This window comes from Kitasatospora sp. NBC_00070 (genome assembly GCF_045041205.1).
Classification (GTDB): Bacteria; Actinomycetota; Actinomycetes; order Streptomycetales; family Streptomycetaceae; genus Kitasatospora.
The window spans coordinates 244,069-258,166 of the sequence record NZ_CP108248.1; the positions used below are offsets into that span (position 1 = coordinate 244,069).

The window sequence follows — 14,098 nt, forward strand, 5'->3', positions numbered from 1 at the left end:
TGCTGGCCACAGGTGAGACGATCTTGCGGTGGCTAGTGTGATCACGACTCGGAGCCCTCCTGGACAGCCCCGTTCACCGGGCTGAGCCCACGCGACTTCGGCAACCTGACGACGGCGCTGCGCCATGAGGGTGCCGACACCGTGCGGCCGGGCCGGCCCTGGGAGCTGCCGCTGGAAGACCGGGTACTGCTGGTCGCCACGCACTGGCCGGACGAACCTGACGCTGCCCGTGGGCAGGAAGCGCCGCAGTGCCGTTCGCGGGCCGCACGGGACCGAGTGATGATGGGGTGACCGGCAGCCCTCCGCCGGGAGAGGCCGCTGGCCGTCCGAGTGCTGGTATGCGGGAGGTGTTTCACCGTGCAGGTGTCGGTGGGTGACAGACTGCGGCTCCCGGGTCGCCTGGCCGCTCGGCCCGACGGGTCGGGCCGAGCGGGCCGGGTGAGGGGCGCGAACGGCGAGCCCCCGGTATCCGGCAGAGTCCGATGGCAGACATCGGGGCGGGTACTTCCCCGAACCGGCCTCTCGCCCCGGCACCCATGGTGAGCCAGATGCGTCCGGTGGTGGACGCGACCGTTGCCGCGCCAGACGAACCGCCCGGCTACCTGCTGTACCTGCTGCCCGCCGGCCAGGACAAGGAGGTAGTCCTGGAGGTGCACGGGACCGTACCGACTGACCATGACCTCGCCACCTGGCTCAGCACACGCGCCGCCGTCACACTCACTGCCTCCCGCGAAGGCAGCGCCGGGACATTCCCCGTCACGGTGAATTTCGCACACATCGTCCTAGCCCGCACCGCCCCTCACACCATCACCCGACACGTCACCTTCTAGGCTTGTCCTACCTTTCAAGCGGGTCGGATCTGATCAGCGGATTTCCCGCCGTGGCGGACGGTTTCGGGGTTCTTCGAGCGGAGGTCGGCGTCATCGAGCGGCTGCGCGACGTGCTCCGCACGCGGCTGAGGGCGAAGGCCGGAAAGGTCCCGGACCAGGTCGCGGTGATCGTGGAGTCCCAGTCCGTCAGAGCCGCCGAGACGGTCTCGAAGCCGCGCCCGGGGCTACGGCGCCTGCGCCGGCACCCTCATCGACAGGGCCCGCAACGTGAGGTCTACGAACGACTACCAGCGCGCTCCAAAGTCCATCTGAACAGAGGCGTCACGACCCTCATGACTCGCGGAATCGCGTGGCCGGGCTGCCTGGACTCAGTCCGTCCGCGCCACCGCCGGCGTCGTCGCGGAGCTGAGGAATTGCCGGGCTGGTGCGCGCGGCGCAGCCTTGGTGCATGGAGCATCAGATGCGGGCCGAGTACGGCCCTGAGGTCAATTCTCGTCGCGTGACGAGCTGGCACATCTCGACGGTGGGTGGCGTCAAGGCGATGTGCGGGCGCGAACTGCGCAAGGACGCGGAGACGCGTGAGCCGACGAGGTGGTCGGAGCAGCCAGACATCAACTGCCACACCTGCGGGGCCCTGTTCCTGCGCGAGGTTCCGTACCTGCCGAGCGAGCACACGTACATCGAGCAACCGTCGGTCCACCCTTCGGAGCCGATGGGCTAGCCGGGGCAGGCGCTCGAAATTTGTAGCGGCCATGGCCGGCTCAGGTGCAGCATCGCAGTCCCCCGGCCCGTTGGACGGGCCGGGGGACGCCGTAGCCGTGTGGCAGCCGTGGCTTCACGCTCCGCGCACGCATCCGTCGATCGCGTTGCTTCGCCCGGCCGGATCGATCCGCCACCGCCAGTACCTCCACCCCGGTGAGCTGGTATTGATCGACCTGGGCTTGGTGGTCGTCGTCCCGCGTCTGTGGGGCCTTGGCATCGACACGTTCGCCTCGTGCGAGGCCGCCAATGGCCCGGACAGGCTCTGGGCGTACTGCATGGTCGACGAGGACCGCACAGATGACGCATGCGATGTGCTCCGCCAGCACGGCGAGGTCAAGGCCATCAAGAAGTCCGCTCCCGTCTCCAGCCCGTGGATCAGTATCGAGTGGCAATGGGCTTCCGAGGACCGGCCCGCTCCCGATGTCCCGCATTCGCAGTAGCGTCACCGTGGCGCCACCGCGAACGGCAACTTCATGGAAGTCGTGCAACAGCCTCGAGGTGCAGGCACGCAGGTGTAGGAACCCGCGGCAGACCCGGGTGGGGGTGAGCTTGTTGAGTTCGACCGGTTTCTGCCATGGGCGCCGCAGGTCGGTGGCCAGGGGGCGGGAGAGGCGGGGTGGTTAGGGCGTTTTTCCGTGAGTGAAGCGCCGTTGGGGCAGCGTGATCCCCGATGTGGCGAGGCCTACTCCCAGCGGTCTCGGCGCGGATCCAGACCATGTGCGAGAGGCAGTCGGCCAGGCTACGGCTTCGGACAACGGCGTTCGGTGCCAGCACCAACGCGTGAATCACCGGCAGTTGAGGTCGGACGTCGCCGCATAGCCATTGACCGGCTTGGGTGACCTCGATCCGCCGATGGTGGCACGGACAGGGCAGTGCCACCTACCCGCGGGCGACGCGGCTGCTGACCACTGCGGATACCGGGGGCTCCAACGGCCGCCGGACCCGGGCATGGAAGATCGAGCTGGCCGGGATGGCGGGTGATCACCGCGTGATCAAGCAGCCCGGCGAGCCTTCGCGGTCACAGCAGTCAGATGTCGAGCATGAGGCGGAGGTAAGTACGAATGTCGGCGGCCTCCCTGTCAGTGACAGTACCCAGAGGCCTGCCGGTGAGGCGGTGCTCGCAGATGGTACGCACATCATCGGTGCGGGCCCAGCCGGGTCGGTCCAGGCCGCACTGGGCGGAGCTGACCAGAGTGTGGTGGGGAAGGCCTCGGTCCTGGGTGGTCAATGGGACCACGATGGCCATGGCTGTGGGGAAGCTGGCGAAGAACGGGGAGGAGACCACGACAACAGGGCACCGTCCTGCCTGTCCGGAGCCCGCGACCGGGGAGAGGTCTGCCATCCACACCTCCCAGGGAGCGGACTTGCGGCTCACCCCTCACCGTCCAGGCAATCGGCAGCCACACCGTCCCGCTCGCCGAGTTCGCCCTCGTAGTCGGCACAGCCCTTCGTTCTGACCTCCAGCCGGTCGAATGCGGCCAGGACCTGCGCCTTGCGGTGCTCAGTGAGCAGATACTCCACAGCGGAGTTGAGGGTTACACCACCAAGGTCGTCAGCTGCCAGACGAGCCAGCTCGTCCCGCACCCTGGTCTGCACCTTCACCGTCGTCAACGTCATGCCCGTCAGAATACCCACAGGTATCCCGTCAAGAATAATCGGCACCGCACTGCGGGCGGGCAGATTCTTCGGGGCTTTCCTTCGCTCTCGCCGACCGAGGCACTCATGGCCCTCTCCGCCCGCGCTCTGGGCATCGTGCCGTCCAATCACTGGGCAGCTACCTCCCGCAGACCAGGTCTGCCAGCTACTGAAGCGATGCCGGTATGAAGATGGTCAGTCGTCCATGAGCAGGCCGGTGGCGGCGAGGACCGCCCCGTCACCGGGCTGCCAGCTGCACATTTAAAAGATGTTCGGGAAGCGATCTGGGTTCCCCAATTAATGCCCTCGTGAAGTTTTGGGAAAGCATTGCCTTGACGGGCACTTGCCAGTTCCTTTCTGCGTACGGAGTGGCCCTTTTCCGCCACTTGGCGAAGTGACATGCGGCACACTCGAAGAATCCGACCAAGGGAGGAGGTCGGAGTACGACAAACCACCAGATCAGGTTCCGCAGCCGGGGCCGGCACAAGCACACACAACGGCAACTACGCGGCCGGTACCTACATCGGTCCCGGCACCGTCACCACGCTGTGGTCGTCCAGCAACAACACCTCCACGAGCGCCAGCTTCGTTGTCCAGGACGACGGCGACATGGCTGTCCACAGCACCAGCGGCTGACCATCACCAGCCACAACTCCCCCGCGCAGGGCCCCCGGACACTGTCCGGGGGCCCTGCCTCTCCCACCCGCCACCGAAACACAAGTCGAGTGCCGCCGGCCCTCAAGTGGCAGACCCGTCAGCAACCGAGGAGGCCGACCGTGAGCATGATCAAGCAGTACCCGGCGGATGCCGAGACCGTGACCAGACGCGCCACGGCCATCGCCCAATTGGAGGACGACTGCATGCGGTGGACCGCACTCACCGAGCTGTTCCGCTACTGCGGGGACATAGCTGCGGCATACACCCACCAGAACCGCGCAGTAGTCGCGCTGGTCGAAGATGTCGCCGAGGTCTACCACGCCGAGCGCTACGCCCTCCGACACCCCCCTCAAGAACGCGCCGCGTAGCCACCGCCACAACCCGTTGAGGCGCCTCGATGTCCGGACAGTGATCGAGGCCTATCCACGTCCTGGGCCTGGAGGTTGACAGGCTTTCTCCAGGACCGGCCTTGCCGCACGGCCATACCGTGGCCTTCGCCGTGGACCCGGTCAGGGCTGTGAGAAGCTGGCAGATCCCCGTCTTCCCCGATGTGCCGGGCTGTTCGACGGAAAAGCCTCAGTTCTTCCAGGTGTTCCCGAAGAAGCATCCTGACGTAACGGTCAGCAGCCCTTGTGTCCGGTGGTGTCAGGAGGCCGATTAAAGGTGCGACGGCTGGCGGTGTGATGCAGGGATCCAAGCCGACGGCCCTCTGTCCTGAACAGGCCGCAGATCCGCTGCCACCACACCCGGCCGGTGGCCTGAGCGCAGTCCATCCGGCTAACCACCTTCCGGGCCGCGGGCGACCGCAGTGGGTTCGTGTTGCGTTGGCGGACAAAGGCTGGTGCGGTGTGGCGCGCAAGTGGATCACGATGGAAGGGTGAGGTCCACGGCGGCTTCGTCGTGCTATTTCGGCGACCGGGATTCTCCGAGCTGAGCGCCCCTGCCCGGCCCCGAACCGCAACACCGGACCGAAAACCAGGGAGCACCCCTCATGAAGATCGGCATCATCGGCGCGGGTAATATCGGCGGCAACCTGACCCGCCGTCTCGCCGCCCTCGGCCATCACGTCACGGTGGCCAACTCCCGAGGCCCGCAGACCCTCACCGCCCTGTCCGAGGAGACCGGCGCCATCGCTGCCACGGTCACCGAAGCGGCTGCCGGCGCGGAACTGGTCGTGGTGACCATCCCGCTGAAGAACATCCCCGGCCTGCCCGGAGACCTGTTCGCGGGCGCGGCCGACGGCTTCGTCATCCTCGATACCAACAACTACTACCCGCGCGAGCGCGACGGCCGGATCGCCGGGCTCGAGGACGAGGGCATCACCGAGAGCCGCTGGGTGGAGCGGCAGCTCGGCCGCCCCGTGGTCAAGGCGTTCAACGGCACTGGCGCTCGGGTCATCCTGGACCGGCCGCTCCCGGTCGGATCGCCCGGGCGGATCGCCGTCCCGGTAGCCGGTGACGATTCGGTGGCAAAGGACCTGGTCCGGAGGCTGATCGACGAGCTGGGCTTCGACACCGTGGACGCCGGGGGTATCGACGACTCCTGGCGGCAGCAGCCGGGGACTCCCGTCTACGGTCTGCATGCCGGGGTCAAGGCCGTCATCCAGGCCCTCGCCGCCGCCTCCCCGGAGCGGCCAGCCGCCTTCCGCGGGTAGCCCACCGCTACCTGGCGGGTTTCGAGCGAGGTCGGGCTGTGATGTCCTGGCGCTGCACCAGGACATCACACGGCCGCGTCAATCCTCTTCCCGTTCCGTTCACTGCGGAGAAGACCCCGGTACGGAACCGCTGCATTCCTGTGGACAAATCCGGGTACTGGCCTCGATTCGTCAGCGGCTGGTGCTCGGTGATCGTCTCGGCGGTTCGCCCGGAATGTCCTCGATGCCGGTGAGGCGGGCCGTCGCATGACGCTGCGGGTGCGCCGGATTCCACGGGTCCGGGGGTGCTCTCCTTCCAGGTCGTCGGGTCGGTGACCGGCAGTCAGGTGACGGCCGGGAGCTGGGTGAGCCGCTGCCAAGCGAGCACGAACACGTCGGCCCAGGGCCAGGTGCGTTCGATCCGCAGCCGGCGGCGACGGGCGTGGGCGGCGAGGCGCGCGGGCAGGTGGTAGAGCCGGTAGCGCATCGTGTCAGGCTCGGCCCGCTCCAGGTCATCCTGGTCGTGCAGGGCCAGCAGGCGGACCCAGCAGTCCAGGTCGTGGCCGAGGTTCGCGGCGAGCATCCAACCGCGATTCGCCTCCCACGACTTGCTCGGAAGATTCCGCAGCCCCATCGCCTTGTCCGCTCGCACCCGGTCCTCCACCACGGCGTGCTGACGGGCGACGGCATCCAGCCACTGCGGCTGGTGCGAACCGGCGATGCCCCACATGTGCCGGATGTTGGTCGCGATCACGGAGTACTTCCAGCCCGTCTTCAGCTCGAACGCGGTGAGCTTCTTCCTGTGGCGGCCGGCGGGCCTGACCCGGCGGACCAGCAGCCGCATCCCCTCGGGCCAGCCCGGTCGGTTGCTCAGTCCGGTCAACTCCGCGATGCCGTAGCCGTCCTGGATGTCGCCGTCCTGGCGAAGGGAAGCCTCCCACGCCGTTGCGGGGAGTTTGGCGATCGCCTTCTCGTCGTCCTGGGTGATGGTCCAGCCGACCAGGTAGCGCACGGTGCGGCGGGCGGTGTTCAGCGCTTCCAGGTGCTCCAGCAGGTCGTGGGTCGCGCCCGCGCCGTCGACCCTGACCAGGATCTTCGCTTGCGAGGAGTGCGGGATCTGCCGCAGCGCGGCGGTGAGCACGGTGATGTGGTCGGCGACCGTGTTCGACCCGGCGTTACCGGGCCGCAGCAGCATCGACAGCGACTCCTGCGTGTTCGCGCACCAGCATGCGAGTGGGTGGAAGCCCCAGGTCTTCTTGAAGGTCACCGCCGCCCCGGTCTTGTTCGAGGCGGCGAGGATGATCGTGGCGTCGATGTCGATGACGATCCACCCGGTCAGCCGCTTGCCCGCCACCACCAGCCACGGGAAGCCGCCCGGCCGCAGCGCGAGCAGGCCCCACACGTGGCGGCGCACTCGCGCGCGGGCCTTCGCGATCCGGTGCAGCGCGCTCTCGTCCAGCGCGGCCAGGGCGCGGTACGCGGTGGAGTCCGACGCCGGGGTTCCGAGCAGGGCGGTGTGGTGGGCCTGCAGTTGCTCGGCCTCGGACAGGTTCTTCGCGCCGAGCACGATCGCGCCTGCCAGGCCGAGCAGAAGGTGCGCGCGGTCACGCCAGGTCGCGCTCCCACCGCCGGGCCACAGTGCGCCCAGTGCGGCGGTCAACCCGACCCGGTCCGCGACCTGGTGCAGCAGCACCACCCCGGCGTGCCCGACCAGGCCCTTCCCGTCGGCGGCGACAGACAGCCGCCGGTCCCACCCTGTACGCTCACTCACCGAGAAGGTGCACCTGTTCCTGCTGTGGATACGACGTCGCAATCGCATCCTTGCAGGCCAGAGGCACCTTCTTCTAATTGAGCGTCAGATCACCCTGATCGGCTGAATACCCAAGGCTGGTCCGAAGCCAACCCGGCGGCATCGGTGACTGACCCGCCGGGGGTCAATGGCCCGGGGTGGAGGAAGCGGCCGGGGGTGAGGTGGCTCCAGAGGTCGGCGGGGGTGTGGTGTGAGTGGCCGCAGGAGGGCTCGGGGGCTTTGTGGGGGTCGGGGTCGGGGTGGGTGTCGGGGGCTTTGTGGGGACCGGTGTCGGGGTGGGCGTCGGGGTGGGGGTGGGGGTGGGGCCGGTGGTGGTCGTCGCAGCAGTGGGTGCGGGGATGGTGGCCGGCGCCGGGGTGGTGGGGTCCGGGGTGAGGGTGGCCTGCGAGGCCTGCGTCTCGGCCGGGGCGGCCGGTAGGGCGGTGAGCGCTGGCTGCGGGGCGGACGAGTAGTGGATGATCCAGCTGAGGACCGCCGCGAGGTAGGCGTTGGAGTGGTTGTAGCCGAGAATGGCGATGTTGAGGCCCTGGGGGGTGCTCAGGTCGTCGCCGATGGCGCACAGGTAGCGGCCGGCGGCGAGCGCGGCGTCGAAGACGTTCCCGGGATCGGGGGTCGCTCCCTGCCGGGTGGTGGCTCCCCACTGCTGCCAGGTGGAGGGGATGAACTGCATCGGGCCGACGGCCCGGTCCCAGACCGTGTCGCCGTCCCAGCGGCCGCCGTCAGTGTCGGCGATGGCGGCGACACCGTCGCCGCCGTTGAGCACGGGGCCGAGGATGGCGGGCTGAACGGTTCCGTCGGGCGTGGTGCGCCCGCCGGAGGCGTGGTCGGACTCGATTTTGCCGATCCCGGCGAGCACTGGCCAGGTAAGGCGGCATCCCGGGTCGAGGGAGGCCATCGTGCTCTGCGCCTGTTGGTAGGCGGCGAGCACGAGTGGCGGAATGCTGGAGGCCGCCGCGTTCTGATTGGCCATCACGGAGGTCGGAGGCGCGCTTGCGGTCTGGACGACCGGAGACGGGGTGGCCGTGAGGCTCGGAGCGATCTGCGGTGAGCGCACGCTGCCGCCGTCGATCGCCAGTCTGCTCGGGTTGGCGGTGGCAGTGGCCATGGCCAGGCGCGGGGAGGAGACAGACGACAGCACGGGCCAGAGCGGGAAGAGGCAGATGCCCAGGGCCAGCACCGCGGCGGCACCGCGTATGCCGACGACCCGGGCGCCAGGGCCTGCGGGGCGCGGGATGTGCAGGGACGGCTCCCGCTTCCCTGCGGGGACGGTCCGCACCCGGGCCACCAGGATGCGCTGGGGTGGCCTCGGCCGGTCGGCGCCGCCCATGAAGCCCCCTTCGCCTCGTGTCCTCGGGAGAATCCGCAGGCGGCTGCGGGCGCCCGCGTCTTGATTCTGTCGACGCCGGGCGGTCGTTCGGGGGCCGATTGAGGCAGACATCCGGGCGGTATTCCCAGGTCGTGTCCGGGCAAGGGTCCGGACACGACGAAAGCCCTTGCGGCGGCAGCGCGACGTCCTGGGCGCTTGCCAAAGGCGGTGCGGCTCATCGTCCGCAAAGAACGGCCCTACCGGAACCTGAGGGGCCTCGCGTTTTCCGCCAGGTCCGCGAGGACCTGCGCGAGTGGAAGCTGACCCGGGTGGTCTGGGTCGCCGACCGCAGCTTCGCTTCCGAGCAGAACCGCCGTTTCCTGCAGCGCGCCGGCGGCCACTACATCCTCGGCGAGAAGATCCGCTCCGGCTCGCCCGCCGCCAAGCCGCCCTGTCCCGACAGGGCCGCTACGCGCACGTCGCCGACAACATGCAGGTCAAGCAGGTCCAACTCGCGGACACTGCCGACCGGTTCGTGATCTGCCACAACCCCGAGCAGGCGAAGCGCGACGCCGCGATCCGCGCCGGCCTGCTCGCCCAGCTCGAAGCGGCGATCGAAGACAGCGACAAGCTGACCGCGACCAAGCGCGCCGAACCGCGCGGGAAGCTGTCCACCAAACCCGGCCTGCACCGCTTCCTTCGCGCCACCCCCGGCGGCCTGCTACGGACCGACAAGGCCGCGATCAAGTCCGAGGAACGCCTGGACGGCAAGTTCCTCCTGCGCTGCAGCGACCCGCACCTGTCCCGCCGAGGACATCGCGACCGGCTACAAGCAGTTGCTGGAAGTCGAGCGCGGCTGGCGCGACATGAAGACGATCATCGATCTGCGGCCCGTCTACCACCGCAAGGAAGACCGGATACGCGCCCATGAGGTGCCCTAAAGATTTCGGACAGTCCGGCATGAGGATTGGTTTCGGAAAGGTGATCAAAGTTGGGTAAGTCAGCGCGAACGTTCTCTGCCGAGTACAGGGACGAGGCGGTCAAGTTGGTCGTGGTGGGTGCTGGCCGCCCGATACCGGAGATCGCCCGTGAGCTCGGTATTCACGACAGCACGCTCAGGAACTGGGTGAACAAGTACCGCGCTCGGCATCCCGTGGAGGACGAACCCCTCACGACGACCGAGCGGGCCCGGCTGCGCGAGCTTGAGCGCGAGAACCGCGAGCTCAGGATGAAGAACGAATTTCTGGGAAAAGCGGCCTCCTTCTTCGCCCAGGAGTATCGGTGACATCGAAATACGAGCTCATCGATGCGGAGAAGGACACCTATCCGATAGCCAAGATGTGTCTGTGGTCGGACGTGTCCCGCTCCGGTTACTACCACTGGGCGACCCGCCCGCAGTCGGCGACAGACGCCCGCCGGGAGAAGATCAGGCGTCTCGTCCAGGAGATTTTCGATGCCAACCACGGGATCTACGGCTACCGGAGAATCCACGCGGTGCCGCGCCGGTCGGGAATCGACGCCTCACTCGAGCTCGTCCGCGCGATCATGCGGGGGCTGGGCCTGGTCGCCTGCCAGCCACGCCCGTGGCGGCCCGCCACCACCCAGGCCGACGGCGGCCAGCCGGCGATCCCCGACCTGGTACGACGCGACTTCACCGCCGCGGAACCCGGCACGAGACTTGTCGGCGATATCACGTACATACCGACCGATGAGGGATTTCTCTACCTGGCCACAGTCATCGACTGCCACTCGAAGACGATCGCGGGCTGGGCCATGGACGATCACTACAAGACGCCCCTCATCGAGGCGGCCCTGAAATCCGCGACGAAGACCATCACCATCCAGAAGGACTGCGTCTTCCATTCCGATCGCGGATCGAACGGCGGATTCAATCGGTCGTCGCAACACCTTGATTTCGGAGGTGTTCAAGATCGCTACGGAGGACTGGAGCAGGAAGGCCGGGGACGCGCCTGAGGGGCTTCGGCGGCAGTGGCGTGCTGACCGGGCGCTGAGGCCGGCGATGCGTTCGCCTGGCCGTCCTGAGCCGTCGCGGGTGGTGCAGCGGCAGTTCTGGCGGCTGATCGCCACGGGTGTCACGACGGCTGAGGCTTCGCTGGCGGTCGGGGTGTCGTGGCCGGTCGGTTCTCGGTGGTTCCGGCACGCTGGCGGCATGCCGCCGATCTGTCTGGCCGAGCCCACCGGCCGCTACCTGTCCTTCGAGGAGCGCGAGGAGATCGCGATTCTGCGGGCCCGGGACAAGGGCGTGCGCGAGATCGCCCGCGCGGTCGGGCGTGACCCGGGGACGATCTCGCGCGAGTTGCGCCGCAATGCCGCCACCCGCGGCGGGCGGCAGGAGTACCGGGCCACGGTCGCCCAGTGGAAGGCACAGCAGGCCGCGAAGCGCCCGAAGGCGGCCAAGCTCGCAGGCAACGACAGGTTGCGTGAATACGTGCAGGAACGGCTCGCCGGCAGTGTCCGTCGCCCCGACGGCACGATCGTCACCGGGCCCACGACGCTCACGTGGAAGGGGCTGAACAAGCCGCACCGGCAGGACAGAAGATGGGCGACGGCATGGAGCCCGGAGCAGATCTCACGCCGGCTTCGCGTCGACTTCCCCGATGATGAGTCCATGCGCATCAGCCACGAAGCGATCTACCAGGCGCTGTTCATCGAGGGCCGTGGCGCGCTCAAACGGGAGCTGGTCACGTGCCTGCGCACCGGCCGGGCACTACGGACACCCCGGGCGCGGTCGCAGAACAAGCCGCAAGGGCACGTCACTGCGGACGTCATCCTCAGCGAACGCCCCGCCGAGGCCGGGGACCGCGCGGTTCCCGGGCACTGGGAAGGCGACTTGATCATCGGGACGGGCCGGTCCGCGATCGGCACGCTCGTCGAGCGCAGCAGCCGCTGCACGCTCCTGGTGCACCTGCCCCGGCTCGAAGGCTGGGGTGAGAACCCGCCGGTGAAGAACGGCACCTCGCTCGGGGGCTACGGCGCGATTGCGATGAACATGGCGCTCGCCACGTCGATGGCACAGCTGCCCGAGCAACTACGCAAGACCCTCACCTGGGACCGCGGGAAGGAACTCTCCGCTCATGCCCAGTTCGCCATCGCTACCGGAACGAAGGTGTTCTTCGCCGATCCGCACTCGCCCTGGCAACGTCCGACGAACGAAAACACCAACGGACTGCTGCGACAGTACTTCCCAAAGGGAACTGATCTCTCCCGGTGGTCGTCCACGGACCTCGAAGCGATCGCCATGACGATCAACAACCGACCCCGCAAGGTCCTCGACTGGCGGACACCCGCCGAGGTCTTCGAGGAACAGCTACGCTCGCTGCAACAGCCCGGTGTTGCAACGACTGGTTGAACTCGCCAACTACACGTCCTACGACTTCGGCACGGCCCCCCGGCAACACGGAATGCGCCGATCCGTCGGACGCACCGGCATCTGCTACGATAACGCCCTGGCCGAATCATTCCTCGGCGCACTGAAGAACGAGTGGCTCGGCCGCATGAAGTTCCGCACACGCGCAGAAGCACGCGCGGAAATCTTTTGGTATATCGAAAGCTTCTACAACCAGCGGCGCCTTCACTCATCACTCGGCTACAAAACTCCGCTCGAAGTCCATCAAGAATCCACGCGGATGGGCCTCGCCGCGTAGGACACCACTGTCCGAAAAACGCGAGGCACCTCACCCATGTCCTGCTCTGCTGGCTGGCATTGCTGCTGATCCGCATCGCCGAGACCACCTGCGACGACACCTGGCTGAACCTGCGTGAAGAACTCGAGCGCATCCACGTCGGCACCTTCGCCGGCCCCGCCGGGACCTTCCGCCAGCGCACCGAGACCAGCACCGCCCAACGCGCCATCCTCGCCAAGCTCAGCGTCGCCGAGCCCAAGCGCATCATCACCCTGGAACCCGGCACAGCCGCCTGACCAGCACCAACGCCCCCGCCTAGACACACGCCGATCCGGCGATCGATCACGCATATCCGCAGGTCAACCCACGTACTCGTGGACTAGAACGACACCTCAGCTGCGGAACTCAGGCCCGAGTGCCGAGATCATGAGGGACCTTCAATCTCGCTGGTTGGTGCTGTGGGTTGGAGAAGTCCATCCAAGACGCTCAGGTAGTGCCGCCAGCTCGTCTCGGTGTCCGCAGGTCGGACAGTGGCCCGAAGCTTGTCCAACTGCCCGGGTTGGTACAGACACCGGATGGCCTCGGCGAGGCCATCAACGTCATCGGGGTCGCACAACAACCCGCCGACGCCGTCCCTCACCGCGTCCGGAAAGTTACCGACCCGGGTCGCAATCACTGGGACCCCGTGATGATGAGCAAGCGCGACATGCTGGGAGGCGGTCGCAGTACGGTAGGGCAATACCGAGGCATCAGCGGTGGCGAATACATTGGCGATCTGGTCAGCAGGCAGATAGCCCGGCCGCAGAGTGACACGCTCAGTCAAGCCAAGCCGATCAATCAACGCATGCACCGCCTCAGGGCCGTCAACGAAATCGCCAACAATGCTCAGCCGGATCTGCGGGACATCGGCCAGAGCCTGCAGCAAGACATCCAGGCCCTTGTAATGGCGGACAGTACCGAAAAACAGCAGGCCGCCTCGCTGCGAGCGGTTGTCGACCCGCGGCAAGGACTCGCCAGCCGGCAGATGAGGGGGCAGTGCGGCCACCGCAGCCGGGCGGCTGGTCAAGGTGGTCAACGTGGCATACTGCTGCGCGCTGTGTACAAGCACAGCATCGGCCACTTGCAACAATCGCGTTGTGAGCCACTGGTCGGCACGGTGACGCTCGTGTGGTAGAACGTTGTGGCATAGTGCGACCACGCGTGCTCCTCGCCGCGCTCTTGCACCAACTACGCGCAGTGCAGGTGCCTGCAGCGTAGTGTAGCTGACTAGCACCACCGCATCGGAGTGCCGCGCCAGCCGCCTGCCTACCCACCACCAGCTCAACGGGTTTCGCCAGTGAAGTGGATACGAACTGTCTGGAAAGGGAGGGGCCTCGGGTCTCGCGAGCAGAGCGCGCTGGGTGTGAAGCCATCGGGACGGTCCCTGAGCGCGCCAAGAGCAGATACGTACGACATGACCGGCCGCGGAGAGCCGGTGCGCCAGCTCGACAGTGTGCAGTGGGATCCCGCCGCGCCACGGGTGCGCCGGGCCAACAAGGGTAATACGCATCAACAACCTCATCTCGCCTGGCGGCAGTCAATTTCAGTCTCTCCGGAACCACGCTAATTCCTGAGCCATCGCAACGCCTGCCGGGACAGGTGAAGGGCTTCGGTGCTCCGGTGCCGACAGCATCGGCCTCGATTCGTCTGGGTCGTGGGTCGCTGGCGGGCCGGTCGGTTCGCGCCTTTGTACCTATCGGTCAGGGGTGGGGCCGTCGTGTGTCGCTGCGGCTGCGCTTGGGTTCCACGGTGCCGAGAGTTGGTGGTTGTCCTCTTTCCTGG

General features: G+C 67.6%; 17 protein-coding genes and 2 pseudogenes. 14 read left to right on the forward strand and 5 right to left on the reverse strand.

The window, feature by feature from the left end:
- Window positions 1–28: 28 nt before the first annotated feature.
- The 6 genes and pseudogenes from OHV05_RS36120 to OHV05_RS36145 all read left to right on the forward strand — a co-directional run.
- Window positions 29–226: pseudogene (locus OHV05_RS36120) on the forward strand (IS5/IS1182 family transposase); the annotation flags it as partial.
- Window positions 227–369: 143 nt separating this feature from the next.
- Window positions 370–543, forward strand: a complete 174-nt coding sequence (locus OHV05_RS36125) for a hypothetical protein (RefSeq protein WP_405021746.1) — start codon at window positions 370–372, stop codon at window positions 541–543.
- A 5-nt stretch (window positions 544–548) separates the two neighbouring features.
- Window positions 549–830 carry a hypothetical protein gene (locus tag OHV05_RS36130; RefSeq protein ID WP_405021640.1) on the forward strand — a complete coding sequence of 94 codons (282 nt, stop codon included), beginning with the start codon at window positions 549–551 and terminating at the stop codon, window positions 828–830.
- A gap of 448 nt (window positions 831–1,278) precedes the next feature.
- On the forward strand, window positions 1,279–1,551 hold the full coding sequence (locus OHV05_RS36135; RefSeq protein ID WP_405021641.1) for a hypothetical protein: 273 nt from the start codon (window positions 1,279–1,281) through the stop codon (window positions 1,549–1,551).
- Window positions 1,552–1,648: 97 nt separating this feature from the next.
- Complete coding sequence (locus tag OHV05_RS36140; RefSeq protein ID WP_405021642.1) at window positions 1,649–2,032, forward strand: hypothetical protein; 384 nt, start codon at window positions 1,649–1,651, stop codon at window positions 2,030–2,032.
- A 395-nt stretch (window positions 2,033–2,427) separates the two neighbouring features.
- Window positions 2,428–2,569: pseudogene (locus OHV05_RS36145) on the forward strand (ISAzo13-like element transposase-related protein); the annotation flags it as partial.
- A gap of 50 nt (window positions 2,570–2,619) precedes the next feature.
- On the opposite strand, the gene OHV05_RS36150 reads toward OHV05_RS36145, so the two are convergent.
- Window positions 2,620–2,934 carry a type II toxin-antitoxin system PemK/MazF family toxin gene (locus tag OHV05_RS36150; RefSeq protein WP_405021643.1) on the reverse strand — a complete coding sequence of 105 codons (315 nt, stop codon included), beginning with the start codon at window positions 2,932–2,934 and terminating at the stop codon, window positions 2,620–2,622.
- 29 nt (window positions 2,935–2,963) lie between these two features.
- Window positions 2,964–3,209, reverse strand: a complete 246-nt coding sequence (locus tag OHV05_RS36155) for a hypothetical protein (protein ID WP_405021644.1) — start codon at window positions 3,207–3,209, stop codon at window positions 2,964–2,966.
- A 794-nt stretch (window positions 3,210–4,003) separates the two neighbouring features.
- Between OHV05_RS36155 and OHV05_RS36160 the strand changes: the two genes are divergently transcribed.
- Together OHV05_RS36160 and OHV05_RS36165 are read left to right on the forward strand one after the other, a co-directional pair.
- Window positions 4,004–4,252, forward strand: a complete 249-nt coding sequence (locus OHV05_RS36160; RefSeq protein ID WP_331730281.1) for a hypothetical protein — start codon at window positions 4,004–4,006, stop codon at window positions 4,250–4,252.
- 623 nt (window positions 4,253–4,875) lie between these two features.
- Window positions 4,876–5,538: an NAD(P)-binding domain-containing protein gene (locus OHV05_RS36165; RefSeq protein ID WP_331730282.1), complete on the forward strand. Its 663-nt coding sequence runs from the start codon at window positions 4,876–4,878 to the stop codon at window positions 5,536–5,538.
- A 322-nt stretch (window positions 5,539–5,860) separates the two neighbouring features.
- Here OHV05_RS36165 and OHV05_RS36170 read toward each other — a convergent pair whose 3' ends face one another.
- Together OHV05_RS36170 and OHV05_RS36175 are read right to left on the reverse strand one after the other, a co-directional pair.
- Window positions 5,861–7,288, reverse strand: coding sequence for an IS1380 family transposase (locus OHV05_RS36170; RefSeq protein ID WP_331730285.1), 1,428 nt, complete (start codon window positions 7,286–7,288; stop codon window positions 5,861–5,863).
- Between the two features lie 163 nt (window positions 7,289–7,451).
- Window positions 7,452–8,654: a lytic transglycosylase domain-containing protein gene (locus tag OHV05_RS36175; protein WP_331730287.1), complete on the reverse strand. Its 1,203-nt coding sequence runs from the start codon at window positions 8,652–8,654 to the stop codon at window positions 7,452–7,454.
- Between the two features lie 469 nt (window positions 8,655–9,123).
- Between OHV05_RS36175 and OHV05_RS36180 the strand changes: the two genes are divergently transcribed.
- The 6 genes from OHV05_RS36180 to OHV05_RS36205 all read left to right on the forward strand — a co-directional run bounded on the left by OHV05_RS36180 (window position 9,124) and on the right by OHV05_RS36205 (window position 12,573).
- A complete protein-coding gene (locus OHV05_RS36180; protein ID WP_331730289.1) occupies window positions 9,124–9,564 on the forward strand; it encodes a hypothetical protein in 441 nt (146 codons plus the stop codon).
- Window positions 9,565–9,624: 60 nt separating this feature from the next.
- Complete coding sequence (locus tag OHV05_RS36185) at window positions 9,625–9,918, forward strand: transposase (RefSeq protein ID WP_331730291.1); 294 nt, start codon at window positions 9,625–9,627, stop codon at window positions 9,916–9,918.
- Window positions 9,915–10,607 (forward strand): IS3 family transposase, encoded by a 693-nt coding sequence (locus OHV05_RS36190; protein WP_331730293.1) that lies wholly within the window; start codon window positions 9,915–9,917, stop codon window positions 10,605–10,607. Before OHV05_RS36185 ends, OHV05_RS36190 begins: the two co-directional genes overlap by 4 nt.
- Window positions 10,608–10,803: 196 nt before the next feature.
- Window positions 10,804–12,003: an IS30 family transposase gene (locus tag OHV05_RS36195; RefSeq protein ID WP_331730295.1), complete on the forward strand. Its 1,200-nt coding sequence runs from the start codon at window positions 10,804–10,806 to the stop codon at window positions 12,001–12,003.
- Window positions 11,984–12,298, forward strand: coding sequence for an integrase core domain-containing protein (locus OHV05_RS36200; protein WP_405021645.1), 315 nt, complete (start codon window positions 11,984–11,986; stop codon window positions 12,296–12,298). Before OHV05_RS36195 ends, OHV05_RS36200 begins: the two co-directional genes overlap by 20 nt.
- Window positions 12,299–12,357: 59 nt before the next feature.
- Complete coding sequence (locus tag OHV05_RS36205) at window positions 12,358–12,573, forward strand: hypothetical protein (protein ID WP_331730301.1); 216 nt, start codon at window positions 12,358–12,360, stop codon at window positions 12,571–12,573.
- Window positions 12,574–12,701: 128 nt separating this feature from the next.
- Here OHV05_RS36205 and OHV05_RS36210 read toward each other — a convergent pair whose 3' ends face one another.
- Window positions 12,702–13,838 carry a glycosyltransferase gene (locus tag OHV05_RS36210; RefSeq protein ID WP_331730304.1) on the reverse strand — a complete coding sequence of 379 codons (1,137 nt, stop codon included), beginning with the start codon at window positions 13,836–13,838 and terminating at the stop codon, window positions 12,702–12,704.
- Between the last annotated feature and the right edge of the window lie 260 nt (window positions 13,839–14,098).